Consider the following 26044-nt stretch of genomic DNA (forward strand, 5'->3'; position numbering starts at 1 on the left):
GTGACGTTACGCTCGGCGGACCTCGTGCCATGAACAGCACTCCCGAAGACCTCGTCAAGGCCCTGCGCAGATCGCTCAAGCAAAACGAGCGACTGAAGCGAGAGAACCGGGATCTTCTTGCCCGGACCACCGAGCCGGTGGCGGTGGTGGGGATGGGATGCCGCTATCCGGGTGGGGTGGATTCGCCGGAGACGCTGTGGGAGCTGGTGGCACACGGCCGTGACGCGGTTTCGGAGTTCCCGGCGGATCGCGGCTGGGATGTGGCGGGGTTGTTTGACCCCGATCCCGACGCAGTAGGCAAGTCGTATACCCGGTGCGGCGGGTTCTTGACGGATGTCGCCGGTTTTGACGCCGAGTTTTTCGGGATCGCACCCAGCGAGGCGCTTGCGATGGATCCCCAGCAGCGGTTGCTGTTGGAAGTGTCGTGGGAAGCGTTGGAGCGGGCGGGCATCGACCCAATCACGTTGCGGGGTTCGCAGACGGGCGTGTTCGCCGGGGTGTTCCACGGCTCGTATGGGGGCCAAGGCCGGGTGCCGGGTGACCTGGAGCGCTACGGGCTGCGTGGCTCGACGCTGAGCGTGGCCTCCGGGCGGGTGGCGTATGTGTTGGGCCTGCAGGGCCCGGCGGTGTCGGTGGATACCGCGTGTTCGTCGTCGTTGGTGGCACTGCATTTGGCGGTGCAGTCACTGCGCCTCGGCGAATGCGACCTGGCGCTGGTCGGTGGGGTCACCGTGATGGCCACCCCGGCGATGTTCATCGAGTTCAGCAGGCAGCGGGCGCTGTCCGCCGATGGTCGTTGTAAGGCCTATGCGGGTGCCGCCGATGGGACCGCGTTTGCCGAGGGCGCCGGGGTGCTCGTGCTGGCGCGGTTGGCTGACGCGCGCCGGTTGGGGCATCCGGTGCTGGCGCTGGTGCGCGGATCGGCGGTCAATCAGGACGGCGCCTCCAACGGGCTGGCCACGCCGAATGGGCCGGCGCAGCAACGGGTGATCACTGCGGCGCTGGCCAGTGCGCGGTTAGGTGTCGCCGACGTGGATGTGGTCGAGGGGCACGGGACGGGCACCACGTTGGGGGATCCCATTGAGGCGCAGGCGATTTTGGCGACGTATGGACAGCGGCCGGCCGATCGGCCGTTGTGGCTGGGGTCGATCAAATCGAACATCGGTCATACGTCGGCGGCTGCGGGGGTCGCCGGGGTGATCAAGATGGTGCAGGCGATGCGCCACGGCGTGCTGCCCAAGACGTTGCACGTGGATGTGCCGACGCCGCATGTGGATTGGTCGGCGGGGGCGGTGTCGTTGTTGACCGAGCCGCGGCCGTGGCACGTGCCGGGCCGGCCGCGGCGGGCCGGTGTGTCGTCGTTCGGGATCAGCGGCACCAACGCACATGTGATTCTGGAACAGGCACCGGCAGTGGAACCGGTTGGCGCGGCCCATGGCAACGACCCGGTGGCGGTGCCGTGGGTGCTGTCGGCGAGGTCGGCGCAAGCGTTGACCAACCAGGCGCGACGGCTGTTGGCCTGGGTGGGCGCCGATGAGAACGTGCGCCCGCTCGATGTGGGTTGGTCGCTGGTCAACACCCGGTCGCTGTTTGATCATCGGGCCGTGGTCGTGGGCGCCGACCGCACTCAGCTGATGGAAGGGCTGACGGGTCTGGCGGCCGGCGTGCCCGGCGCCGACGTGGTGGCGGGCCGCGCCCAGACGGTGGGCAAGACGGCATTCGTGTTCCCGGGCCAGGGCGCGCAGTGGCTGGGCATGGGAGCCCAGTTATGTGCTACCGCACCGGTGTTCGCCGAACATATCCATCGCTGCGAACGGGCGCTGCGTGAGCACGTGGAGTGGTCGCTGCTCGACGTGCTGCGCGGGGCACCCGGCGCACCGGGGCTGGATCGGGTGGATGTGGTGCAGCCGGCGTTGTGGGCGGTGATGGTGTCGCTGGCCGAATTGTGGCGGTCGGTGGGTGTGGTTCCCGACGCGGTCATCGGGCATTCGCAGGGGGAGATCGCGGCGGCATATGTGGCGGGCGCCCTGTCGCTTCGGGACGCGGCTGCGGTGGTGGCGCTGCGCAGCCGGTTGCTGGTGCGGTTGGGCGGTGCCGGCGGCATGGTCTCGTTGGCCTGTGGCCAGCCGCAGGCCGAGAAGTTGGCGTCCCAATGGGGAGACCGACTGAATATCGCTGCAGTCAATGGTGTCTCGTCGGTCGTGCTGGCCGGCGAGACGGATGCCGTGACGGAGCTGATGCAGCGATGTGAGGCCGAAGGCATTCGTGCCCGCAGGATCGACGTCGACTACGCGTCACACTCGGCGCAGGTGGACGCGATCCGGGAGGAGCTCATCGCGGCGCTGCGAGGTATCGAACCCCGTACTTCCACGGTGGCGTTCTTCTCCACTGTCACCGGCGAACTCATGGATACCGCCGGTGTGAACGCCGAGTACTGGTACCGAAGCATCCGCCAGCCGGTGCAGTTCGAACGCGCCGTCCGCAACGCCTTCGACGGCGGATACCGGGTGTTCGTCGAATCCAGCCCCCATCCGGTCCTGATCGCCGGCATCGAAGAGACGTTGGTCGACTGTGATCGCGGCGCTACGGGTGAACCGATTGTCATTCCGACGCTGGGTCGCGATGACGGCGGGGTGGGCCGGTTTTGGCTGTCGGCGGGGCAGGCCCACGTTGCGGGCGTGGGTGTTGACTGGCGTGCCGCGTTTGCCGACCTGGGAGGCCGCCGGGTGGAGTTGCCGACGTACGGGTTTGCGCGCCAGCGGTTCTGGCTAGACGGCCTAGGTGCTGTTGGCGGCGATCTGGGTGGTGTCGGCTTGGTGGGCGCCGAGCATGGATTGTTGGCTGCAGTGGTGCAACGGCCCGACTCGGGTGGGGTGGTGTTGACGGGCCGGATATCGGTGGTCGCTGCGCCGTGGCTGGCCGATCATGCGGTGGGCCCGGTGGTGCTGTTCCCGGGCACGGGGTTTGTTGAGTTGGCCTTGCGGGCCGGTGACGAGGTGGGTTGTTCGGTGCTGCAGGAGTTGACGTTGCAGGCACCGTTGGTGCTGCCGGCAGGTGGGGTGCGGGTCCAGGTGGTGGTGGGCGGCGTCGAGCAGTCGGGTACTCGGAATGTGTGGGTGTATTCGGCTGCCGGCCAGGCGGATTCGAGTCCGGGATGGACGTTGCACGCGCAGGGCGTGTTGGGGGTTGGCTCGGTGCAGCCGGCCGCGGAGCTGTCGGTGTGGCCGCCGGTTGGGGCGCGGGCGATGGACGTCGCCGACGGGTATCAGGTGTTGGCGGCGCGGGGGTATGGGTATGGGCCGGCGTTTCGGGGTTTGCAGGCCTTGTGGCGGCGGGGGGCCGAGGTGTTCGCCGACGTCACTCTCCCTGAGGGTGTGCCGATACGGGGGTTTGGGATTCATCCGGCGGTGTTGGATGCGGCGTTGCATGCGTGGGGAATTGTCGAGGGTGAGCAGCAGACGATGTTGCCGTTCTCGTGGGAGGGGGTGTGTTTGCACGCAAGCGGGGCTGCGCGGGTCCGTGTGCGACTGGCGCCGGTGGGCCGGGGGGCGGTGTCGGTGGAGTTGGCCGATCCGCAGGGGTTGCCGGTGTTGTCGGTGCGGCAGTTGATGGTTCGTCCGGTCTCAGCGGCCGCGTTGTCGAGGTCGACCGCCGGCGACCGGGGATTGCTGGAGATGATCTGGACACCGGTGCCGTTGGAGGGCGGCGACATTGGCGACGACGCCGTGGTGTGGGAGCTGCCGCCTCACGCCGGCGCGCAGGCCGGCGGGGATGTGCTGGCAGCGGTGTACCGGGGTGTGCACGAGGTGTTGGAGGTGTTGCAGTCGTGGTTGGCTAGCGATGTGACCGGTCTGGGTGTGGTGGTGACGCGTGGGGCGGTGGGTCCGGTTGATGACGATGTCACCGATTTGGCGGGTGCTGCGGTGTGGGGGTTGGTGCGCTCTGCCCAGGCTGAACATCCGGGCCGGGTGGTGTTGGTGGATACCGATGGGTCGGTCGCTGTCGAGGATGCGGTTGGTTTCGGCGCACGCTCGGGTGAGCCGCAGCTGGTGGTTCGTCGAGGCCGGGTATATGCGGCACGGTTGGCCCCGGTAGCGGCCGGGTTGACTTTGCCTTCGGCGTCGGCTGGGGGCTGGCGGTTGGTTGCCGGTGGTGGGGGGACTTTGGCGGATGTGGTGGTGGCGCCCGTTGCTCCGGTGGAGCTGGCGACGGGGCAGGTGCGGGTGGCCGTGGGTGCGGTGGGGGTCAATTTCCGGGATGTGTTGGTGGCGTTGGGGATGTATCCCGGCGGCGGGGAACTGGGTGTCGACGGGGCAGGGGTGGTCGTTGAAGTCGGCCCGGGGGTAACCGGTTTGGCCGTTGGTGACCGGGTGATGGGGTTATTGGGGCTGGTGGGTTCGGAGGCGGTGGTGGATGCGCGGTTGGTAACCATGGTGCCGGCGGGCTGGTCGTTGGTGGAGGCAGCGGCCGTGCCGGTGGCGTTTCTGACGGCGTTTTACGGGCTGTCGGTGTTGGCGGAGGTCGCGGCGGGGCAGAAGGTGTTGGTGCATGCCGGCACCGGCGGGGTTGGTATGGCAGCGGTGTCGTTGGCGCGGTATTGGGGTGCAGAGGTTTTCGTCACGGCGAGTCGCGCCAAGTGGGATACATTGCGGGCGATGGGTTTTGACGATATCCATATCTCCGACTCGCGATCGTTGGAGTTCGAGGAGGCGTTTCTGCGGGCCACCGAGGGCAGCGGTGTGGACGTAGTGCTGAACTCGCTCGCCGGTGAGTTCACCGATGCCTCGCTGCGGCTACTGCCCCGCGGTGGCCGCTTTATCGAGCTGGGTAAAACCGATATTCGCGACGGGCAGACGGTGGCCGAGCGGCATCGGGGGGTGCGGTATCGGGCGTTCGATTTGGTCGAAGCCGGCCCAGACCGCATTGCGGCGATGCTTTCCGAGGTAGTGGGGTTGCTAGCGGCCGGAGTGTTGGCGCGGTTGCCGGTCAAGACTTTTGATGCGCGATGCGCCCCGGCGGCCTACCGGTTTGTCAGTCAGGCCCGTCATATCGGCAAGGTCGTGTTGACCATCCCCGATGGTCCGGGTGGGCAGTCCGGGTTGGCGGGGGGCACCGTGGTGGTCACTGGGGGGACCGGCATGGCCGGTTCGGCGGTGGCTACCCATTTGGTCCGGCGACATGGGGTGGCCAATCTGGTTCTGGTCAGCCGAAGCGGTGAGCAGGCCGACAGGGCGGCAGAAGTCGCGGCCCTGTTGCGCGAGGGCGGGGCCCAGGTGGCGGTGGTCTCCTGTGATGTGGCTGATCGTGATGCGCTGGCGGCATTGTTGGCGGGTCTGGATCCGCGCTATCCGCTTAAAGGGGTGTTTCATGCCGCTGGGGTGTTGGACGATGCCGTGATCACGGGCTTGACACCGGATCGGGTGGATACGGTGTTGCGGGCCAAGGTCGATGGGGCCTGGAATCTGCACGAGCTAACCGAGGACATGGATTTGTCGGCGTTTGTGGTGTTTTCGTCGATGGCCGGGATTGTGGGCACACCGGCTCAGGGGAATTATGCTGCGGCGAATGCGTTTTTGGACGGGTTGGTGGCCTATCGGCGCTCGCGTGGGCTGGCCGGATTGTCGGTGGCGTGGGGACTGTGGGAGCAGGCCTCGGCGATGACCCGGCACCTCGGCGAGCGGGATCGCGCCAGGATGACGCAGGCCGGGCTCGCTCCGCTAACCACCGAGCAGGCGCTAGGGTTCCTGGACACTGCGCTGCAGGCCGATCGCGCGGTGGTAGTGGCGGCCCGGCTGGATCGTGCCGCGCTGGCCGGCGCTGGTGCTGCGCTACCGGCATTATTCAGCCAGTTGGCTGCCGGTCCGACCCGGCGGAGGATCGACGCCGCCGATACGGCGGTGTCGATGTCGGGCTTAGTCAGCCGGCTGCATGCGCTCACGCCCGAGCGGCGGCAGCGCGAACTCACCGATTTGGTGATCAGCAATGCCGCGGCGGTGTTGGGTCGTTCCAGCAGTGTCGATATCAACGCTCACAAAGCATTCCAAGATCTCGGGTTCGATTCCTTGACCGCCGTGGAGCTGCGCAACCGACTCAAGACCGCCACCGGGCTCACGTTGTCGCCCACGCTGATCTTCGACTACCCCACGCCGGCCACGCTGGCCGAACACCTCGACAGCCGGCTAGTCACCGCCAGCGGTAGCGATCAACAAAGCCTGTCAGACCGTGTTGACGACATCACCCGCGAGCTAGTTGTGCTGCTTGACCAACCCGACTTGAGCGCCAACGTCAAAGCGCACCTGCGCACCCGCCTGCAAACCATGTTGACCAGCCTGACCACTGAAGACGACGACATCGCCGCCGCGACCGAAAGCCAGCTTTTCGCCATCCTCGACGAGGAACTCGGCTCCTAACCCCCCGCAAGGAACACCAATGTCGGGAACCACCACGCATGTTGACTACCTGAAGCGTCTCACGGCAGATCTGCGGCGCACCCGCAGACGCCTGTCCGACTTGGAAGCCAAGTTGTCCGAGCCGGTTGCGGTGGTCGGAATGGGATGCCGTTATCCAGGTGGGGTGGATTCGCCGGAGACGTTGTGGGAGCTGGTGGCCCAGGGCCGTGATGCGGTATCGGATTTTCCGGCGGATCGCGGGTGGGATGTGGACGGGTTGTTTGATCCTGACCCGGATGCATGCGGGAAGATGTATACCCGCCGCGGGACGTTTCTGGAGCATGCGGGTGACTTCGACGCCGGATTCTTTGGAATCGGTCCTAGCGAGGCGCTGGCGATGGACCCGCAACAGCGCCTGCTATTGGAAGTGTCGTGGGAAGCGTTGGAGCGTACGGGAATTGACCCGACCAAGTTGCGGGGTTCGGCAACGGGTGTGTTCGCCGGTGTTATCCATGCCGGCTATGGGGGCCAGCTATCCGGCGAGCTGGAAGGCTATGGGTTAACGGGTTCGACGCTGAGTGTGGCCTCCGGGCGGGTGGCGTATGTGCTGGGGTTGGAGGGTCCGGCGGTGTCGGTGGACACGGCGTGCTCGTCGTCGTTGGTGGCGCTGCATTTGGCGGTGCAGTCGCTGCGGTCGGGGGAATGCGATTTGGCGCTGGCCGGTGGGGTGACGGTGATGGCCACCCCCGCCGCATTCGTCGAGTTCAGCCGGCAGCGGGCGCTGGCGCGCGACGGTCGGTGCAAGGTATACGCCGGTGCCGCCGACGGGACCGCGTGGTCAGAAGGCGCCGGGGTGCTGGTGGTGGAGCGGCTGGTGGATGCACGGCGGTTGGGGCATCCGGTGCTGGCCCTGGTGCGCGGATCGGCGGTCAATCAGGACGGCGCCTCCAACGGTTTGACGGCACCCAATGGGCCATCCCAGCAGCGGGTGATTCGGGCGGCGTTGGCCAGTGCGCGACTGCGCGCGGTTGAGGTGGATGTGGTCGAGGGGCACGGGACCGGGACCATGCTGGGGGATCCGATTGAGGCGCAGGCGCTTTTGGCGACCTACGGTCAGGACCGCGTTGAGCCCCTGTGGTTGGGGTCGATCAAATCGAACATCGGTCATACATCGGCGGCGGCGGGGGTGGCCGGGGTGATCAAGATGGTGCAGGCGATGCGGCATGGGGTGATGCCCAAGACATTGCATGTGGATGTTCCTACGCCGCATGTGGATTGGTCGGTGGGGGCGGTGTCGTTGTTGACTCAACCGCGGGCGTGGTCGGTTCACGGCCGGCCGCGGCGGGCCGGGGTGTCGTCGTTCGGGATCAGCGGCACCAATGCGCATGTGATTCTTGAGCAGGCACCGGTAGTTGAAAGTGTTGTGCCAGAAGTTGCATCCCCAACAGCGGCGTCCGCCGTGCCGTGGGTGCTGTCGGCCCGGTCGGAGCAGGCGTTGGCCGGTCAGGCGCAGCGGCTGCTGGCTTTCGTCGCGGCCAACCCGGATTTGGATCCGATCGATGTGGGGTGGTCGTTGGTCAAGACGCGGGCGATGTTCGAGCATCGGGCGGTGGTCGTGGGTGCTGATCGCGGAGCCCTGCTGGCGGGGTTGGCGGCGTTGGCCGCTGGTGAGTCGGGTGCGGGCGTGGCAGTGGGTCGAGCGCGGTCGGTGGGGAAGACGGTGTTCGTGTTTCCCGGGCAAGGGGCCCAATGGGTAGGCATGGGAGCGCAGTTATATGCCGAATTACCCCTGTTCGCCCTGGCTTTTGACGCGGTGGCCGAAGAGCTGGATCGGCACCTGCGGCTGCCGCTGCGAAAAGTGCTCTGGGAAGGTGACGAGGCGCTGTTGACTAGCACCGAGTTCGCCCAGCCGGCGTTATTCGCAATCGAAGTGGCGTTGGCAACGTTGTTGCAGCACTGGGGTATCAGCCCGGATTTCCTGATCGGACATTCGGTGGGCGAGATCGCGGCAGCACATTTGGCCGGGGTGTTGTCGTTGACCGATGCGGCGGGTTTGGTGGCTGCCCGCGGCAGGTTGATGGCGGAGTTGCCCGCCGGTGGGGTGATGGTGGTGGTGGCCGCCAGCGAAGAAGAAGTGCTGCCAGTGCTGGTCGACGGGGCGAATCTCGCGGCGGTCAACGCGCCGCACTCGGTGGTGGTTTCAGGGTGCGAGGCAGCGGTCAGCGATATTGCCGATCACTTTGCCCGCAGGGGCCGCCGGGTGCATCGGCTAGCGGTATCACATGCGTTTCATTCGTTGCTGATGGAACCGATGCTTGCCGAGTTCACGCGGATCGCTGCCGGTATTTCGGTGTCGAAACCGCGGATTCCGTTGGTGTCCAATGTGACCGGGCAGATGGCCGGCGCAGGCTACGGCGATGGACAGTACTGGGTGGAGCATGCGCGGCGCCCCGTGCGATTTGCCGAGGGCGTCCAGTTGCTGAATGCGGTTGGGGCCACAAGGTTTGTTGAGGTGGGTCCCGGCGGTGGCCTGACAGCATTGGTTGAGCAGTCGCTGCCTTTAGGCGAGGCGCTATCGGTGGCGATGATGCGTAGAGAGCACCCCGAAGTGTCGTCGGTGCTCGGCGCCGTGGCGACATTGTTCACTGCGGGTGCCCAAATGGATTGGCCGGCGGTGTTTGGCAGTCCGGGTCGACGGATCGAATTGCCGACCTATGCGTTTCAGCGGCAGCGGTATTGGTTGCCGCCTACGTCGGCGGGTTCGGCAGACATCAGCGGTGTTGGTCTGCTGGCAGCCCGGCATGGTTTGTTGGGTGCGGTTGTGGAGCAACCGGATTCGGACGTGGTGGTACTGACCGGCCGGCTATCGGTGGGGGAGCAGCGGTGGTTGGCCGATCACGTGATCGCTGGAGTGGTGTTGCTCGCCGGTGCGGCTTTCGTGGAACTGGCGCTGCGAGCCGCCGACCAGGTGGATTGTGGGGTGGTCGAGGAGCTGACGGTGGTGACTCCGTTGGTTTTGCCGACGGTGGGCGGGGTGCAGCTACAGGTGGTGGTGGGTGTCGGTGAGATGGGTCAGCGGCCAGTGTCGATATATTCACGCAACGCTGAGTCGGATTCCGGGTGGGTGTTGCATGCCCGGGGCGTATTGGGGGCAAAGGCGGTTGCCCCGGCAGCGGATTTGTCGGTGTGGCCGCCGCTGGGTGCTGCCCCGGTTGATGTCGATGGCGCCTATCAGCGATTTGCCGAACTGGGCTATGAATATGGCCGGGCGTTTCAGGGTCTGACGGCCATGTGGCGGCGGGAATCGGAGCTCTTCGCCGATGTTGCCGTCCCCGACGATGTCGATGTGACGTTGAGTGGGTTCGGAATTCACCCACTGGTGCTGGATGCGGCCTTGCATGCAATGGGCATGGTGGGCGAGCAGGCAGCTACCATGCTGCCCTTCTCCTGGCAAGGGGTCTCCCTGCATGCCGCGGGTGCGTCCCGGGTTCGGGCGCGGATCGCGCCGGCCGGTGATGGCACGGTGTCGGTGGAGTTGGCCGATCAGGCGGGGTTACCGGTGTTGTCGGTACAGGCATTGGTCATGCGTTCGGTGTCGTCTCAGCTGTTGTCGGCGGCCGTCGCCGCTGCCGATGCCGCAGGTCGCGGGTTGTTGGAAGTGGCGTGGTTGCCAGTGGAATTGGCGCACAACGACATCAGCGCCGACCTCGTGGTCTGGGAGTTGGAGTCTTTCCAGGACGGTGTGGGGCCGGTGTATTCGGCTACGCATCGGGTGTTGGTGGCATTGCAGTCCTGGCTGGCCCAGGAGCGGGCCGGCCGACTGGTGGTGCTGACCCAAGGGTCGGTCGGCCAGGATGCCACGAACTTGGCCGGCGCCGCGGTGTGGGGGTTGGTGCGGTCGGCTCAAGCCGAACATCCGGGTCGGGTGATGTTGGTCGATTCGGACGGCTCGATGGATGTTGGCGATGTCATTGGCTGTGGTGAAGAGCAATTGATGATCCGGAACGGCACAGCCTATGCCGCCCGGCTGGCACAGCTGCGACCACAGCCGATCCTGCAGTTGCCCGATACCAACTCGGGCTGGCGGTTGGTCGCCGGCGGCGCGGGCACCCTTGAGGATTTGACGTTGGCATCATGCCCTGCAAAGGAATTGGCACCTGGACAGGTTCGAATAGAGGTGCGGGCTTTGGGTGTCAATTTCCGGGATGTGTTGGTGGCGTTGGGAATGTATCCCGGTGCCGCGGAGTTGGGGGCCGAAGGGGCAGGGGTGGTCACCGAAGTCGGTCCAGGCGTGACCGGTTTAGCAGTTGGTGATCCGGTGATGGGTCTGTTGGGGGTGGCGGGGTCGGAAGCGGTGGTCGATGCGCGGCTGGTGGTCAAGCTGCCGAACCGGTGGCCGCTGACCGATGCTGCGGGTGTGCCGGTGGTGTTTCTGACGGCCTACTACGCGTTACGCGTGCTGGCGCAGGTGCAGCCGGGCGAGTCGGTGCTGGTACACGCCGCTGCGGGCGGGGTGGGTATGGCGGCAGTGCAACTGGCTCGGCTGTGGGGATTGGAGGTTTTCGCTACTGCCAGTCGCGGCAAGTGGGACACGTTGCACACAATGGGATGTGACAACACGCATGTTGCCGATTCACGCACACTGGCATTCGAGGAGACGTTTTGGCTGACCACCGAGGGTCGCGGCGTGGATGTGGTGCTCAACTCGCTGGCCGGTGAGTTCACCGACGCATCGTTGCGGTTACTGCCGCGAGGCGGTCGCTTCATCGAGATGGGCAAAACCGATGTTCGGGACGCCCAGGTCGTTGCCCAGGACCATCCTGGGGTGGCCTACCGGGCTTTCGACTTGATGGAGGCCGGACCGCAGCGGATTGCGCAGATGCTGGCCGAGTTAGTCGAGTTGTTCAAAACTGAAGCGCTGCATCGGCTTCCAGTCAAGTCATGGGATGTGCGGCACGCTCGGGAGGCGTATCGGTTCTTGAGCCAGGCGCGCCATGTCGGCAAAGTGGTGCTGACCATGCCGGACGCGTGGGCCGCGGGCACGGTGCTGATCACCGGTGGCACTGGGATGGCAGGTTCTGCGGTGGCGCGTCATCTGGTGAGTCGATACGGGGTGCGGCAGGTGGTGTTGGCCAGTCGTGCTGGTGAGCACACGGAGAGCGTCGCAGCATTGGTGGACGAGCTCGGCTCGGCCGGCGCCCGAGTGCAGGTGGTGTCTTGCGATGTGGCCGATCGTGATGCGGTGGCGGGTTTGGTGGCAAGCCAACCAGATCTGACTGCAGTGTTTCATGCGGCTGGGGTTCTTGACGATGCGGTAATCACCGGATTGACGCCGGATCGGGTGGATAAGGTATTGCGGGCCAAGGTCGATGGGGCCTGGAATTTGCATGAGCTCACCCGGCACCTGGATGTGTCAGCGTTTGTGTTGTTTTCGTCGATGGCCGGGATTGTGGGTGCGCCGGGCCAGGCCAATTATGCTGCAGCGAACGCGTTTTTGGACGGGTTGGCGGCCTATCGGCGATCACGTGGACTGGCCGCGTTGTCGGTGGCGTGGGGATTGTGGGAGCAGGCTTCGGCGATGACCGAGCATTTAGGCGAGCGGGATCGGGTCCGGATGAGTCGGGTTGGACTGGCGCCGTTGCCTACCAACCAGGCGATGGGATTCCTGGATGCCGCGTTGCTGGCGGATCGGCCCGTGGTGGTGGCTGCTCGGCTGGATCGTGCCGCGCTGGCCGGTGCCGAGCTGCCGGCACTATTTAGCCAGTTGGTTGCCGGTCCGATCCGACGGATCATCGACGGCGCCGATGAGGTGTCGGGGTCGGGATTGGCGTCGCGGCTGCACGGGCTGACTCCCGAGCAGCGGCACCGCGAACTCACCGAGTTAGTATGTAGCAACGCCGCGATCGTGTTGGGGCATTCCGGCACTGAGATCGACGCGCACAAGGCATTCCAGGATCTCGGGTTTGATTCGCTGACAGCGGTGGAGCTGCGCAACCGGCTCAAGACTGCGACCGGGTTGACCTTGCCACCGACCTTGATCTTTGACTACCCCACGGCTGCCGAGTTGGCCGAACACCTCGACATCCAGCTGGCGAACGCCCCTGCCGTCACGGTCGACCAACCCAACCCGTCGACTCGTTTCAACGAGGTCACCGGCGAACTACAAGCATTGCTCGACCAACCCAACTGGAACCCCGACGACAAAACGCGCCTGATCAAGCGATTGCAAGCGATTTTGACCGATTGCACCGCTCCACCGGCCAGCTCCGGCCCGTCTACCACCCATGACGACGAGGACATCACCACCGCCACCGAAAGCCAGCTTTTTGCCATCCTCGACGACGAACTTGGACCTTAGCGCACGTGCAACCGACAGGCATCGCAATCATCGGGCTGGCATGCAGGTTTCCCACCGTCGTCAGCCCCGGCGACCTCTGGGACCTGTTGCGCGACGGGCGAGAGGCTACTGGATCCATTGACAACGTCGCCGATTTCGACGCCGACTTTTTCAACCTATCCCCCCGCGAGGCGAGCGCGATGGACCCCAGGCAACGACTGGCGCTCGAACTCACCTGGGAACTGCTCGAAGACGCTTTCGTGGTGCCGGAAACGCTGCGCGGACAACCGATCGCGGTCTACCTCGGAGCGATGAACGACGACTACGCAGTACTGACGCTCGCGGCGGACCGTGTTGACCATCACGCGTTCGCTGGCACTAGTCGGGCAATCATCGCAAACCGCGTGTCGTTTGCTTTCGGGCTGCGTGGACCAAGCGTGACGATCGACTCCGGTCAGTCGTCATCCCTGGTAGCGGTGCATCTGGCATGCGAAAGCGTGCGAACAGGCGAAGCGCCGCTGGCGATTGCCGGTGGTGTTCACCTCAACTTGGCACGCGAAACAGCCATGCTGGAACAAGAATTCGGCGCGGTATCGCCGTCCGGCCATACCTACGCATTCGATGAACGTGCCGACGGCTACGTACCAGGCGACGGCGGTGGCCTCGTTCTGCTGAAGTCGGTGCAAGCTGCCCTGGACGACGGAGATCGAATCCACGCGATCATCCGCGGCAGCGCGGTCGGCAACGCCGGGCACAGCGCTACCGGGCTGACCGTGCCGTCGGTCGCCGGCCAGGTGGACGTCATCAGGCGGGCGATGTCCGGCGCGGGGGTGGATTGCCATCAGGTTCACTACGTCGAGGCACACGGGACCGGCACCAAGATCGGCGACCCGATCGAGGCGCGGGCGCTGGGTGAGATCTTCGCGGCGCGGCAACGTCGCCCGGTGAGTGTGGGGTCGGTCAAGACCAATATTGGTCATACCGGGGGAGCCGCTGGAATCGCCGGATTACTCAAGGCGGTGTTAGCGATTGAAAATGCCGTGATTCCACCCAGCCTCAACTACGTCGGTGCCCCAATTGATTTGGATAGCCTTGGGCTTCGGGTCGACACCGCGTTGACGCCGTGGCCGGTGGCGGATGAGCCGCGACGGGCTGGGGTGTCGTCGTTTGGCATGGGTGGGACGAACGCGCATGTGATCCTGGAACAGGGTCCGACGCAGTCGCCAGAGATAGTGGAATCTGTTGCCGCAGCGGGTAGTAACGCTCCGGTGGCGGTGCCGTGGGTGTTGGCTGCGCGGTCGCCGCAGGCGCTAACCAACCAGGCGGGGCGGTTGTTGGCGCACCTGACTGCCGACGACGGCCTGACCGCGCTCGATGTGGGGTGGTCGTTGGTGAGTACCCGGTCGGTGTTCGACCATCGCGCGGTGGTGGTGGGCGCTGATCGGGGGCGTCTGATGGCGGGGTTGGCGGGGTTGGCCGCCGGTGAGCCGGGCGCGGGTGTGGTGGTGGGTCGTGCGCGGTCGGTGGGCAAGACGGTGTTTGTGTTTCCCGGACAGGGGTCGCAGTGGCTGGGGATGGGCCGGCAGTTGTACGGCCGGTACTCGGTGTTTGCCCGGGCTTTTGACGAGGTCGTTGCGGTGTTGGATGGGCAGCTGCGGCTGTCTGTGCGGCAGGTGATGTGGGGCGCCGATGCCGGGCTATTGGAAAGCACAGAGTTTGCTCAGCCGGCGTTGTTTGTCGTCCAGGTGGCATTGGCCGCGTTGTTGCAAGACTGGGGTGTGCTGCCCGATCTTGTGATGGGTCATTCGGTGGGTGAGATTGCTGCGGCGTATGTGGCCGGGGCGTTGTCGCTGGTGGATGCCGCGCGGGTGGTGGCGGCGCGCGGCCGGTTGATGCAGGCGTTGCCCGCTGGTGGGGTCATGGTGGCCGTAGCGGCCAGCGAAGACGAAGTGGCACCGTTGCTCACCGAGGGCGTGTGCATCGCTGCGGTGAACGCGCCGGAATCGGTGGTGATTTCGGGTGAGCAGGCTGCCGTGGGTGTGGTAGTGGATCGATTGGTGGGGTTGGGTCGGCGGGTGCGGCGGTTGGCAGTGTCGCATGCGTTTCATTCGGTGTTGATGGACCCCATGGTCGAGGAGTTCTCGAAGGTGCTGGCTGATGTCTGCGTGCGGGCGCCGCGGATTGGGTTGGTCTCGAATGTGACAGGTCAGCTGGCCGGTGCTGGGTATGGGTCGCCCGCGTATTGGGTTGAACATGTGCGCAAGCCGGTGCGGTTCTTCGACGGTGTGGGATTGGCTGAATCCCTCGGGGCCAGGGTGTTTGTGGAAGTGGGTCCCGGTGCCGGGTTGGAGGCGTCGGTGGCGCTGCTAGCCAGGGATCGGCCTGAGGTGGAGTCGGTGCTGGCCGGGGTGGGGCGACTGTTCACCGAAGGGGTGGCGGTTGATTGGTCTTCGGTCTTTGCGGGTTTGGGCGGCCGGCGGGTGGAGTTGCCGACGTATGGATTTGCCCGGCAGCGGTTTTGGTTGGGTGACAATGGCGAGTTGTCGGTGGACCAGACGGGCAAAGACGCCGGCGCAATTGCGCGATTGCAAAGCCTAGCCCCACCGGAACTGCAGCGCCAGCTGGTAGAGTTGGTGTGCTTCCATGCAGCAATCGTTTTGGGTCGCAAGAGCAGCCATGACATCGACCCCGAATGTGCTTTCCAAGACTTGGGATTTGATTCAATGAGCGGGGTCGAACTACGCAATCGTCTCCAGATGGCTATCGGTTTGCCCGGCTTGTCGCTGCCGCGCACTTTGATCTTCGACTATCCCACTGCGAGTGCCCTCGCCGAATGCCTTGGCCAGCTCTTAGGCGGCCAACACGAATCATCCGACGACGAGAGTATTTGGCAGCTGCTGAAAAACATTCCTATCCACCAGCTTCGACGCACCGGCTTGCTGGACAAATTGCTGCTGCTGGCCGGCCAGCCCGAGGAGTCCTTGGCTGGTCGGACCGTCAGCGACGAGGTTATCGACTCGTTAAGCCCCGAAGCTCTTATCGGGCTGGCGCTCGATGAGGACGAGAACGATATTCGATGACGAAATCCGTCCTGGCAGGCTCAAATTATGCTATCGGCATAGGTGCAAATACGACAGGCGTTGAATAGCGATGTTTTTGCGAGATCGCGTAATGTGGCTTAAACTTTGGGCTTCGAGGGTGGCAAGTAACTTAAGTGGGCAGGGGCATGAGCGTCATCGCGGGTGTGTTCGGTGCGTTGCCGCCGCATCGCTATAGCCAAAGTGAGATCACTGATTCGTTTGTCGAGTTTCCCGGCCTTAAGGAACACGAGGAGATCATTCGGCGTTTGCATGCCGCCGCCAAGGTCAACGGTCGACACCTGGTGCTGCCGCTGCAGCAATACCCGTCGCTGACCGACTTCGGCGACGCCAACGAGATCTTTATCGAGAAGGCTGTCGACCTTGGCGTCGAGGCCTTGCTGGGCGCGCTCGATGATGCCAACCTGCGCCCCAGCGACATCGACATGATCGCCACCGCAACCGTCACCGGCGTCGCGGTGCCGTCTTTGGATGCCCGGATCGCCGGGCGGCTTGGTCTGCGCCCCGACGTGCGGCGGATGCCGTTGTTCGGTCTGGGCTGCGTGGCAGGGGCGGCGGGCGTGGCCCGCCTGCGCGACTACCTGCGTGGCGCGCCCGACGACGTCGCGGTTCTGGTCTCGGTTGAGCTTTGCTCGCTGACGTATCCCGCGGTCAAACCAACCGTGTCGAGTCTGGTCGGGACCGCACTGTTCGGCGACGGAGCAGCCGCGGTGGTCGCCGTCGGCGACCGGCGCGCCGAGCAGGTTCGCGCTGGCGGACCGGACATCTTGGACTCGCGCAGCAGCCTGTACCCCGACTCGCTGCACATCATGGGTTGGGATGTCGGTTCCCATGGCCTGCGGCTGCGGCTTTCCCCGGACCTGACGAACCTGATCGAACGGTACCTAGCCAATGACGTCACCACGTTTCTTGATGCCCATCGGCTGACCAAAGACGACATCGGCGCCTGGGTGAGCCATCCCGGTGGTCCCAAGGTCATCGACGCCGTCGCCACGAGCCTCGCGCTGCCTCCCGAGGCGCTCGAGCTGACCTGGCGCTCGCTGGGCGAGATCGGCAACCTTTCGTCGGCCTCGATACTGCATATTTTGCGCGACACCATCGAAAAGCGGCCACCCAGCGGAAGCGCCGGGCTGATGCTGGCGATGGGTCCTGGTTTCTGCACGGAACTCGTCTTACTGCGCTGGCGCTGACTTCCTGATTTCAACGGTCAATCCCGGCCAGGGGCGCAGCGCGGCAAAGTTGGCCGCCCGAATGCGGTGAGTCCGCTGAGCGGGCAACTGCAGCATGGCCCTGGCGACCAGCCGAGCGAGAATCACGGTCATCTCGGTGGTGGCCATGACGGCTCCGATGCATCGGTGCAGCCCGCCGCTGAACGGGATGAATTCATGTGGCGCGGGTTTGCGGTAGTCCGCTGCGTTGGGATCCCAGCGCAGCGGACGGAATTCGGTTGGCTCGGGCCAGATTTCTGGGAGCCGGTGGGTGACGTAGGCGCTGAAGATCAACAGGCGTCCCGCCCGGATGCGATGCCCGTCGAACCAGAGGTCACGCAGCACCCTGCGGGCCGAGATCACGCCGGGCGAGTACAGGCGCAGCGTCTCGTGAACAACTCCGTTGAGGTAGGTGAGCGCGCTCAGGTCATCGGCGGCGGGGACTCTGCCACCCAGCACGCGCGCGACCTCGCTGGCCGCACTCTCCCAGGTGCCGGGCACGGTCAGCAGTGCGTAGATCGCCCAGGCCAGCGCGCCGCTGGTGGTCTCGTACCCCGCGGTGATCAGCGAAACGATCGAATCGCGAATCTCGTTGTCGCTTAACGTAGTACCCTCTTCAGAGCAGCCACTAATCAACGTCGTCAACATGTGGTCGTCGGGTCTGGGTGCCGTGCGCGCGTCGGCGATCTGAGCGTCGATGAGGTCGTCGATGCGTTTGCGGGCTGCCATGGCCCGTCGCCACCCGGGCGAGTTGACCCGCTGCTGCAGCCGCATCACCTGAGGCGGCCGTCGGGTTAGGTCCAGCAGGGGCTGCAGTTGCTCACCGAGAAAATCGGAATGTACGGCGAGGCGCTGGCCGAACAGACTCTCGGCGGTGCTGCGCCGGACCGCCGAGCGCAACTCTTGGTAGATGTCCAGCCGCTGTCCGGGCTGCCAACCGTCGATCACCGTGTCGATATTGGACACCATCGTTGCCACATAGCGCTGGACGTGATGGTGCCGCAGCCCCGGTGCCACCACACTGCGGCGGCGCCGGTGGTCCGCGCCGTCGCTGACGATCAGCGCGGTCGGCCCGTCGACGGGAACCAGGCTCTCAAACGTTTGGCTCCAGCTGAACGCGTCGGCATTGGCGAACACGAATCTGTTGGCCTCTGCTCCCAGGAGATAGGTGTAGCCATGCCCACCGACTCCGGCGTTGATCAGCGGACCGCGCCATCGATACAGCGCCAGCAGCGCTTCGCCAAGCGGGTAGCGCACCGTCCGATACGTCCTCATTCGAGCATCTCCGAAAGCTCCAGCCAGCGATTCTCCATCGCCGCGACGTGGTCTTGCAGGACACGTAGTTGCTGGGTCAGCCGGGTGATGCCGACGTGGTCGGACTGGTCATGCTCGGCCAGTTCGGTATGTTTGGCGGCCACCCGGTCGGCCAGGCGGGCGAGTTGACGGTCGACTGCGGCCAACTCTTTTTCGGTGGCACGTCGCTGTGCGCCCGACATCGCCGGCGGCGCTGGCCGCTCGGCCGGTGCTGGGGCGCTAACGCGGGCAGCCAGCTGCAGGTATTCGTCGATGCCGCCGGGCAGGTGCCGCAACCGGTCATCGAGAATCGCGTACTGCTGGTCAGTGACCCGCTCGAGCAGATACCGGTCGTGTGAGACGACGATCAACGTACCCGCCCACGAGTCAAGCAGGTCTTCGGTCGCCGTCAGCATCTCGGTGTCCACGTCGTTGGTGGGCTCGTCGAGGAGCAGCACGTTCGGCTCGGACAACAGCGTCAGCATGAGCTGCAACCGCCGACGCTGACCACCGGAGAGGTCGTCGACTCGGGCGGACAGCTGGTCCCGGCGGAACCCGAGACGCTCTAGCAGCTGGGTCGGGGTAACCTCGCGGCCTTCGACCTGATAGCCGCCACGCAGCCTGCCCAGCACATCGGCGATCCGGTCGTCGGCAAACGGTGCCAGATCGTCCCCGTGCTGATCGAGCACTGCCAGCCGGACGGTCTTGCCGCGCTTGACACGTCCGACACCGGGCTGGACGGTGCCGGCGATCAAGCCCAGCAGGGTCGACTTGCCGGCGCCGTTAGCCCCGACGATGCCGATACGTTCACCCGGGCCGATCCGCCATTCGATGTCGCGCAACACCGGGCGGCCCCCAGAAGGCTGGTACGAGACCGACACGCCGAGCAGGTCGACGACGTCCTTTCCGAGCCGAGCGGCCGCCAGCTTGGCCAGCTCCACGGTGTTGCGCGGTGGCGGCACGTCTGCGATCAGTTGGTTGGCGGCCTCGATCCGGAACTTGGGCTTGCAGGTCCGCGCCGGTGCGCCGCGGCGCAACCAAGCCAGCTCCTTGCGCAGCAGGTTCTGCCGCTTGGCTTCGGCCGCGGCGGTCAGCCGGTCCCGCTCGACGCGCTGCAGCACGTACGCCGCGTAGCCGCCTTCGAAAGGTTCGACGATTCCGTCGTGCACTTCCCATGTTGTGGTGGCGACCTCGTCGAGGAACCAGCGGTCGTGGGTGACCACGAGTAGGCCGCCGGTATTGCGGGCCCAGCGCCGCCGTAGGTGGTCGGCGAGCCAGGTGATGCCTTGGATGTCGAGGTGGTTGGTGGGCTCGTCGAGAGCGATCACGTCCCATTCGCCGACCAGCAGGCTGGCCAGTTGCACCCGTCGGCGCTGGCCACCGCTGAGGGTGCTGACCGGGGTGTCCCAGGCGATGTCGGATACCAGGCCGGCGACCACGTCCCGGATACGCGGGTTGCCCGCCCATTGGTGTTCGGGTTGGTCACCGATGAGCGTCCAGCCGACGGTGCGGTTGGGGTCGAGGGTGTCTGTTTGGCTGAGCGCGTTCACCCGCAATCGGCTACGCCGGGTGACCCGACCGGAGTCCGGCCGCAGTTGACCGGTGAGCAGGCCCAGCAGACTGGATTTGCCGTCGCCGTTTCGCCCGACGATGCCGATGCGCGCCCCGTCGTTGACCCCGAGCGTGACTGCCTCGAACACCACCTGAGTCGGATAGGCCAGGTGCACGGCCTCGGCTCCGAGTAGGTGCGCCATGGGGCCGACCCTAGCGTGGCGACGATGCGGGCTGGGATGGGCCGCTGAGGAGCCGCGCGGTCGAGCTCTAGCGTGGCGACGATGCGGGCTGGGATGGGCCGCTGAGGAGCCGCGCGGTCGAGCTCTAGCGTGGCGACGATGCGGGCTGGGATGGGCCGCTGAGGAGCCGCGCGGTCGAGCTCTAGCGTGGCGGCCCAGCCGCAGTGCAGTTGATTGGCGGCGGGGCTTGCCGGGTGGGGTGGAGGTCGTTGTAGGCGTCGATTGGGCTGGGTGTGATTGAGGTGTTTGAACATTTCGTGGGTTTGCACCCGGTTGAACGGGGTCAATGTCACGGCGACCGGGATACTCGAATGGACGTGCCGGGGCCAGCCGGCAAGCTGCTCGTGGCGGCTCGGCAGGGGCGTCGTCGGTAGCCTTCTCCAGCCAGCCCAACTGCGGACTGACTGAATCAGTCTTGGGCCACCAAGTCACTGGAATATGCTTGGGCACAATACATCTTGATGCCATGCAGTGGCCATGGTCGTCGGCGTACCGATTGGAGCCGGCCGTTGCTACCACATTAATCGGCATCAGTGCCTGGTGGGCGAATGGCAGCGTGAAGCAATACGCCGGTGATCTGACGGCAGAGTCCCGCGGAGTGGTGGGCTTCGACGTTGAGTTCGTCGGTGCCTACTGGCCGCCGCTGATTGCGGCGACCACAGCATTATCGCTATCGGGGTAGAGCAGCGCCATAGAGGCCTCGGAGAGGTAGCGGCGCTCGCTGGCCTGCCATTCGTCGTGCATGTCGGCCAGGACGGCGCCCACAAGGCGGATCACGGCTGCAGGATTCGGGAAGATCCCCACGACGCGGGAGCGTCGCTTGATCTCCTTATTGATGCGCTCCAATGGATTGGTCGACCAGATCTTTTGCCAGTGCGCCTTGGGAAATGCGGTGAACGCCAATACTTCTGCCCTGGCGTCGTCCATCAGCGGGCCGATCTTGGGAAACGACGCGGCGAGGCGATCACGGACCTCCTCCCAGGTCGCGTGCACCGCCTCGGCGTCGGGTGCCGAGAAAATCATTCGAAACATGCTGGCGACCATGTCGGCCTTGTCCTTGGGCACGTGGGCGAGCAGATTGCGCGCGAAGTGCACCCGACAGCGCTGATGCCCAGCGCCCTGGAAACAGCGCTTCAACGCCTTCACCAGCCCGGCGTGCTGGTCACTGATCACCAGCCGGACACCACCGAGGCCGCGCCCCTTGAGCGAGGTCAGGAACCCGCGCCAGAAGGTCTCATCCTCGCTGTCGCCGACGTCGAGGCCGAGGATCTCGCGTGACCCGTCGGCGGCGATGCCGCTGGCAACGATGACGGCCATCGACACCACCTGGCCAGTACCGTTGCGCACGTTGAGATAGGTGGCGTCGAGGTAGACGTAGGGGAACTCGATGTGCCCGAGCGTGCGGGTGCGGAACGCGCCGACGATCTCGTCGAGTCCGGCACAGATCCGCGACACCTCGGATTTGGAGATGCCGGTCTCCACACCCATCGCCTCGACCAGGTCGTCGACCGCACGGGTAGAGATACCGTGCACGTAGGCCTCCATCACCACCGCGTACAAGGCCTGATCGATCCGCCGGCGCGGCTCGAGGATCGCCGGGAAGAAAGAGCCCTTGCGCAGCTTAGGGATTCGCAGTTCCACGTCACCGGCCTGCGTGGACAGCACCCGCGATCGGGCACCGTTGCGATCGGTCACCCGAGTGTCGCTGCGTTCATAACGGGCAGCGCCGATCCGTTCAGTGGCTTCGAGCTCGATGAGTTCCTGCAACACCAGACGGACGGCATCACGGATCAAGTCGACGCCATCACCAGTGCGGAACGCGTCGAGCAACTCGGACAGGGCAGACTGTGGCAAGGCCATCGGCGGGATCTCCTTCGGTGCGTGCTTGGCGGTACACACCGACGATCTCGCCGACGGCCCCTACCTCATCGGAGCCACTCCGCAACAACCCCTAAACCCACCACGCTGCGGGACGCTTACGATCTGACTGATCGTGTCGCCACGATGACAGTTTGCCGGCGCACGCCGGCTCCGCGAGTGCATTATCGACAGTGACACGTTTGGCAGGACCCAAGGAGGCCGAGTCCATGATTCGTGCTGTGTGGAATGGAACAGTGCTCGCTGAGGCGCCGCGAACCGTACGGGTGGAAGGCAACCACTACTTTCCGCCCGAGTCGCTGCACCGCGAGCATCTAATCGAAAGCCCGACCACGTCGATATGCCCATGGAAGGGTCTGGCCCATTACTACAACGTCGTCGTGGACGGCCCCTATGGTCCGGTTAACCCGGACGCTGCCTGGTACTACCGCCGGCCCAGTCCACTGGCTCGCCGGATCAAAAACCATGTTGCGTTCTGGCACGGTGTGACGGTCGAAGGTGAATCCGAGAGTCGGCATGGCTTGGCGCGCCGGGTTGTGGCGTGGCTCGGCAAATAGCGGCGTGATGCCAACGGTCGGACCCGCGGACCACGCGGCGGGCCTAGATCGGCGCGCGACGCCTGACCAGCTGCCGATATGGCGTATCGGCATCATCAGTGGGCTGGTCGGCATGCTGTGCTGTGTCGGGCCGACCATCCTGGCGTTGGTTGGGATTATTAGTGCGGCAACGGCTTTCGCGTGGGCGAACGACCTCTATGACAACTACGCGTGGTGGTTCCGCGTGAGCGGGCTCGCGGTGCTTGCCATTCTGGTGTGGTGGGCGCTACGACATCGAAACCGATGTAGCGTCAACGCAATCCGCCGGTTACGGTGGCGGCTGATGGCAGTGCTGGCAATAGCGGTTGGTACTTACGGTGTCTTGTCCGCTGTGACGACGTGGTTCGGTACGTTCGTATAGTTGCAGTATTAGACGAACGGGGTCGCCGGCGACGGGTGCAGCATGATTTCGGAGTCGTTGGCGCATACTGTCCGGCCAGCGTGCCGCAGTAGCAAGCTACAAGCCGCCGCGGCAGCAAGTACGGCGGCGACGGTCAGCAACGCGAGATGGTAAGTGCCGGTGGCGTCTTTGAGGTGGCCGGTGGCGTAGGGACCGGCGAAGCTCGCCAGACTGGCCACGGCATTGACCGCCGCGATGGCCACGGCGACCCGGGGACCGGCCAGCGCGGCGGTGCAGCGGCTCCAGAAAGCGGGCATCGCGGCAAGGATTCCGGCGACGGCGATGGTCAGCCAACTCAGCGTCACTATCGGTGACATCGGACTCAATGCCGCACCGAGCGCGGCGCTGCCCGCGGCCGTTGTTGGCAGTGTGATATGGCCCGCTTGGGCGCCCGAGCGGTCGATGCTGCGGTGGCTCCAGGCCAACATGGCCAGCGCGGCGACACCGTACGGCAGGGCCGCCAACGTGGCAGCGGTCAGCGTGGCGGTGCCGTGTGCCAGCGACGCAACTAGTTGGGGCAGAAAGAACTGCAAGGCATACAGCGCGAAATACAGGCCCCCGTAGACGACAGTGAAAAGGACAAGATCCCAACCGGCTCCACTCGACCGACCGGTCGGGGCAGGGGTGTCCTCGGCCAGCCGGGCCGACAGCTCTGCACGTTCCTCGGGGGTGAGCCAGCTTGCCCGTTGCGGGTTATCCGGCAACAGGCGCCGAAGAAGCGGCGCCAGCAGCAGTGCAGGCAATGCCTCGATCACAAACATTGCCCGCCAGCCGGGTAGCCCGGCCATGTGAACGTGGCCGACGATCAGCCCAGACAGCGGCAGGCCGACCGTGTTGGCGACCGGAATGGCCAGCAGAAAGGTGGCTACGGCGCGGGCTCGCTGCGCGCACGGAAACCACACCGTCAGATACGCGATGACGCCGGGGAAGAAGCCGGCCTCGGCGACGCCGAGGGCGAAGCGCGCCAGATACAAGGTGTGCGCGCTGGTGACCAAGGCCGTGGCCGCCGAGCACACACCCCAAGCCAGGACGACCGCCGTGAGCGTTCGACCGGCACCGAAGCGCGCCAACGCCGCGTTGGCGGGAACCTGGAACAGGACGTAGCCGAGGAAGAAGACGCCGGCGGCGGTGCCGTATGCGGTGGCGCTCAGGCGCAGGTCGGCGTTCATCGCCAGGGCTGCGACCGAGATGTTGGCACGATCAACGAAGTTGATCACATACAACACGAACAGCAGGGGCAACAGCCGGCGCGCGGCCTTGCCCAGGGCATTGTGCGTGGGGCTTGCCGCGATTGTCGCCACCTGCGGCTCCTTCCGTGGGCCTGTCGAACAATTGCATCATGAAATGACCCCAACCCGGTCTTTGTAGTCCGGCGTGTCACTAACACGATCGGTTATGTCATTGCAGTAAAACGGATTTGGCGTTGCGCCGGATGTGTTTCGCCGTCAATCTCGGCGTAGGGGCCGGCGAAGAACAGGCTCCGGCCCGCCCGCTGTGGTGGGGCGAGCAGGATGTCGCGGCCGATCGACCACGCGATGTGGTTGGCCTGCAGGTTCGCGAACAGGCCGTGGGTGCCGTACTTCGTCGCACAGGAGGCGTCCGCCGGTAGCCAACCCAGCCCAGCGACGAAGAATTCCGCCCAGCAGTGGTAGCCGCACACCTCGCAATCCTGCGCACCGGGCTGCGGTAGCTCCAAGGCCTGACCGAGCACAAATCGCGCGGGGATGTCGACCGATCGGCACAGCGAGACGAACAATGCGTGGATGTCGTTGCAGTTGCCCACCGAGCAGGTCAGGGCATGCTCGGTGCTGCCCAGGAAAGACTGCTTCGTCGCGTCGTAGTCCATGGCGCCGGTGACGTAGTCGTAGATGCGACGGGCCTGTTCGAGCGGGTTGGTCTCGGGGCCGACGACGTCTTGGGCCAACGTACGGGTGCGCTCATCGACATCGACATGTGCTTCGGGGATCAAGGCGCGGCTGAACAATTGCGCCGTGGCCAACGGGCGGGCCCGTGCCGGATCCGGAGCATGCCCGATCGCCCGGCGTTCCACAACATAGCGGATAGACCAACTCGCCGCCGTCGCCAAGCGCAGCCGGCTGTACAACATCAGGTTCCCGAACTCCGGCTCACGCGTGAGGTCATAGGGATCCTCGCTGGTCACCTCGACGTCCAGAACGCGTTGAAACGCGCCGTCACCGATGACCGGGCACCACATCTCGACGGTGTGGGCACCTTGGGTGGAATCGATCGTGATGTGATCGGTGATTTCGAACAGCCCGATCGTCGCATCCGCGTGTGCGGATACCGCGGGGTCGGTGATCGTCATCGGTTAGCTCCTTCCGCTGAGACTGGTTTATGTTCGAACAACCGGCAGATCGGCTGCCAGCCATTCGGAGAACCCGCCGTCGAGTCGGCGGGCAGAAAATCCGTTGGGGCGCAACAGTTCTAGCGCGTCATAGGCATACACGCAGTAAGGTCCTCGGCAGCAGGCGACGATGTCGATGCCGGACGGGAGTTCATCAAGCCGCTCGGCCAGTTCGTCGAGGGGAATGCTCACTGCCCCGGGCAGATGCCCGGCGGCGTATTCCATGGCCGGCCGCACGTCGAGGACCAGCACCGACCCGGCGGCCACCCGAGCTTGCAACTCGTCTCGGCTGATCGGTTCCAGGCTGTCTCTGTCGGTGTAGTACTGCCGCACCAGGGAGCCGACCGAGGCCAGATTGCGTTCGGCCACAGCGCGCACCGCGCGCACTACGTCCCACACCTGCGGATCCGACAGTGCGTAAATCACCCGTTTGCCGTCCCGGCGGCTGGTCACCAGGCCGGCGCGCCGAAGTTGCAACAAGTGCTGGGAGGCATTGGCAAACGTCAACCCCGACGCACGAGCCAGCGCGTCCACACTGCGTTCACCCTGCACCAGCAGATCCAACAGCTCCAATCGATGGCCGCTGGACAGCGCTTGCCCGACCAGGGCGAACTGCTCGAAGATCAGCTTCTTTGCACCGGACATGCCGCCGCTCCATTCCTCGATTCAGATGTTCGTATATTCAAT

Annotated in this window: 12 protein-coding genes and 2 pseudogenes; 8 read left to right on the forward strand and 6 right to left on the reverse strand. The window is 65.3% G+C overall.

Annotated features, from left to right (window positions below; translation table 11 throughout):
• The first annotated feature begins 29 nt into the window (after positions 1-29).
• From MCAN_RS08750 to MCAN_RS08770, 4 genes are all read left to right on the forward strand, one after another.
• Complete coding sequence (locus tag MCAN_RS08750) at positions 30-6410, forward strand: type I polyketide synthase (RefSeq protein ID WP_014000873.1); 6381 nt, start codon at positions 30-32, stop codon at positions 6408-6410.
• Positions 6411-6429: 19 nt separating this feature from the next.
• Positions 6430-12747: a type I polyketide synthase gene (locus tag MCAN_RS08755; protein WP_014000874.1), complete on the forward strand. Its 6318-nt coding sequence runs from the start codon at positions 6430-6432 to the stop codon at positions 12745-12747.
• 5 nt (positions 12748-12752) lie between these two features.
• Positions 12753-15806, forward strand: coding sequence for a type I polyketide synthase (locus MCAN_RS08765; RefSeq protein ID WP_014000875.1), 3054 nt, complete (start codon positions 12753-12755; stop codon positions 15804-15806).
• A 146-nt stretch (positions 15807-15952) separates the two neighbouring features.
• Positions 15953-17014 carry a type III polyketide synthase gene (locus MCAN_RS08770; protein WP_003408248.1) on the forward strand — a complete coding sequence of 354 codons (1062 nt, stop codon included), beginning with the start codon at positions 15953-15955 and terminating at the stop codon, positions 17012-17014.
• Here MCAN_RS08770 and MCAN_RS08775 read toward each other — a convergent pair.
• Positions 16997-18289 carry a cytochrome P450 gene (locus MCAN_RS08775; RefSeq protein WP_003901231.1) on the reverse strand — a complete coding sequence of 431 codons (1293 nt, stop codon included), beginning with the start codon at positions 18287-18289 and terminating at the stop codon, positions 16997-16999. The two genes, MCAN_RS08770 and MCAN_RS08775, sit on opposite strands and share 18 nt — an antisense overlap.
• Positions 18290-18303: 14 nt before the next feature.
• A complete protein-coding gene (locus MCAN_RS08780; protein ID WP_041180071.1) occupies positions 18304-20079 on the reverse strand; it encodes an ABC-F family ATP-binding cassette domain-containing protein in 1776 nt (591 codons plus the stop codon).
• A gap of 325 nt (positions 20080-20404) precedes the next feature.
• Between MCAN_RS08780 and MCAN_RS08785 the strand changes: the two are divergent.
• Positions 20405-20701: pseudogene (locus MCAN_RS08785) on the forward strand (hypothetical protein); the annotation flags it as partial.
• A gap of 47 nt (positions 20702-20748) precedes the next feature.
• Here the strand turns inward: MCAN_RS08785 and MCAN_RS08790 are convergent.
• Positions 20749-21978 (reverse strand): IS256-like element IS1553 family transposase, encoded by a 1230-nt coding sequence (locus MCAN_RS08790; protein ID WP_014000877.1) that lies wholly within the window; start codon positions 21976-21978, stop codon positions 20749-20751.
• 114 nt (positions 21979-22092) lie between these two features.
• Here MCAN_RS08790 and MCAN_RS23525 point away from each other — a divergent pair.
• From MCAN_RS23525 to MCAN_RS08800, 3 genes and pseudogenes are all read left to right on the forward strand, one after another.
• A pseudogene (locus MCAN_RS23525) lies at positions 22093-22173 on the forward strand (hypothetical protein); the annotation flags it as partial.
• Positions 22174-22205: 32 nt separating this feature from the next.
• Positions 22206-22553: a DUF427 domain-containing protein gene (locus tag MCAN_RS08795; protein WP_003408261.1), complete on the forward strand. Its 348-nt coding sequence runs from the start codon at positions 22206-22208 to the stop codon at positions 22551-22553.
• Positions 22554-22560: 7 nt separating this feature from the next.
• Positions 22561-22953, forward strand: coding sequence for a hypothetical protein (locus MCAN_RS08800; protein WP_003408263.1), 393 nt, complete (start codon positions 22561-22563; stop codon positions 22951-22953).
• 8 nt (positions 22954-22961) lie between these two features.
• Here MCAN_RS08800 and MCAN_RS08805 read toward each other — a convergent pair whose 3' ends face one another.
• The 3 genes from MCAN_RS08805 to MCAN_RS08815 form a co-directional block, all read right to left on the reverse strand.
• A complete protein-coding gene (locus MCAN_RS08805) occupies positions 22962-24293 on the reverse strand; it encodes an MFS transporter (RefSeq protein ID WP_014000878.1) in 1332 nt (443 codons plus the stop codon).
• Between the two features lie 92 nt (positions 24294-24385).
• Positions 24386-25318 (reverse strand): transglutaminase-like domain-containing protein, encoded by a 933-nt coding sequence (locus MCAN_RS08810; RefSeq protein ID WP_003408265.1) that lies wholly within the window; start codon positions 25316-25318, stop codon positions 24386-24388.
• A gap of 27 nt (positions 25319-25345) precedes the next feature.
• Entirely contained in the window at positions 25346-26002 is a 657-nt protein-coding gene (locus MCAN_RS08815) for an ArsR/SmtB family transcription factor (RefSeq protein ID WP_003408266.1), read from the reverse strand.
• Positions 26003-26044 lie beyond the last annotated feature (42 nt).

It is taken from the genome of Mycobacterium canetti CIPT 140010059 (genome assembly GCF_000253375.1).
Classification (GTDB): domain Bacteria; phylum Actinomycetota; class Actinomycetes; order Mycobacteriales; family Mycobacteriaceae; genus Mycobacterium; species Mycobacterium tuberculosis.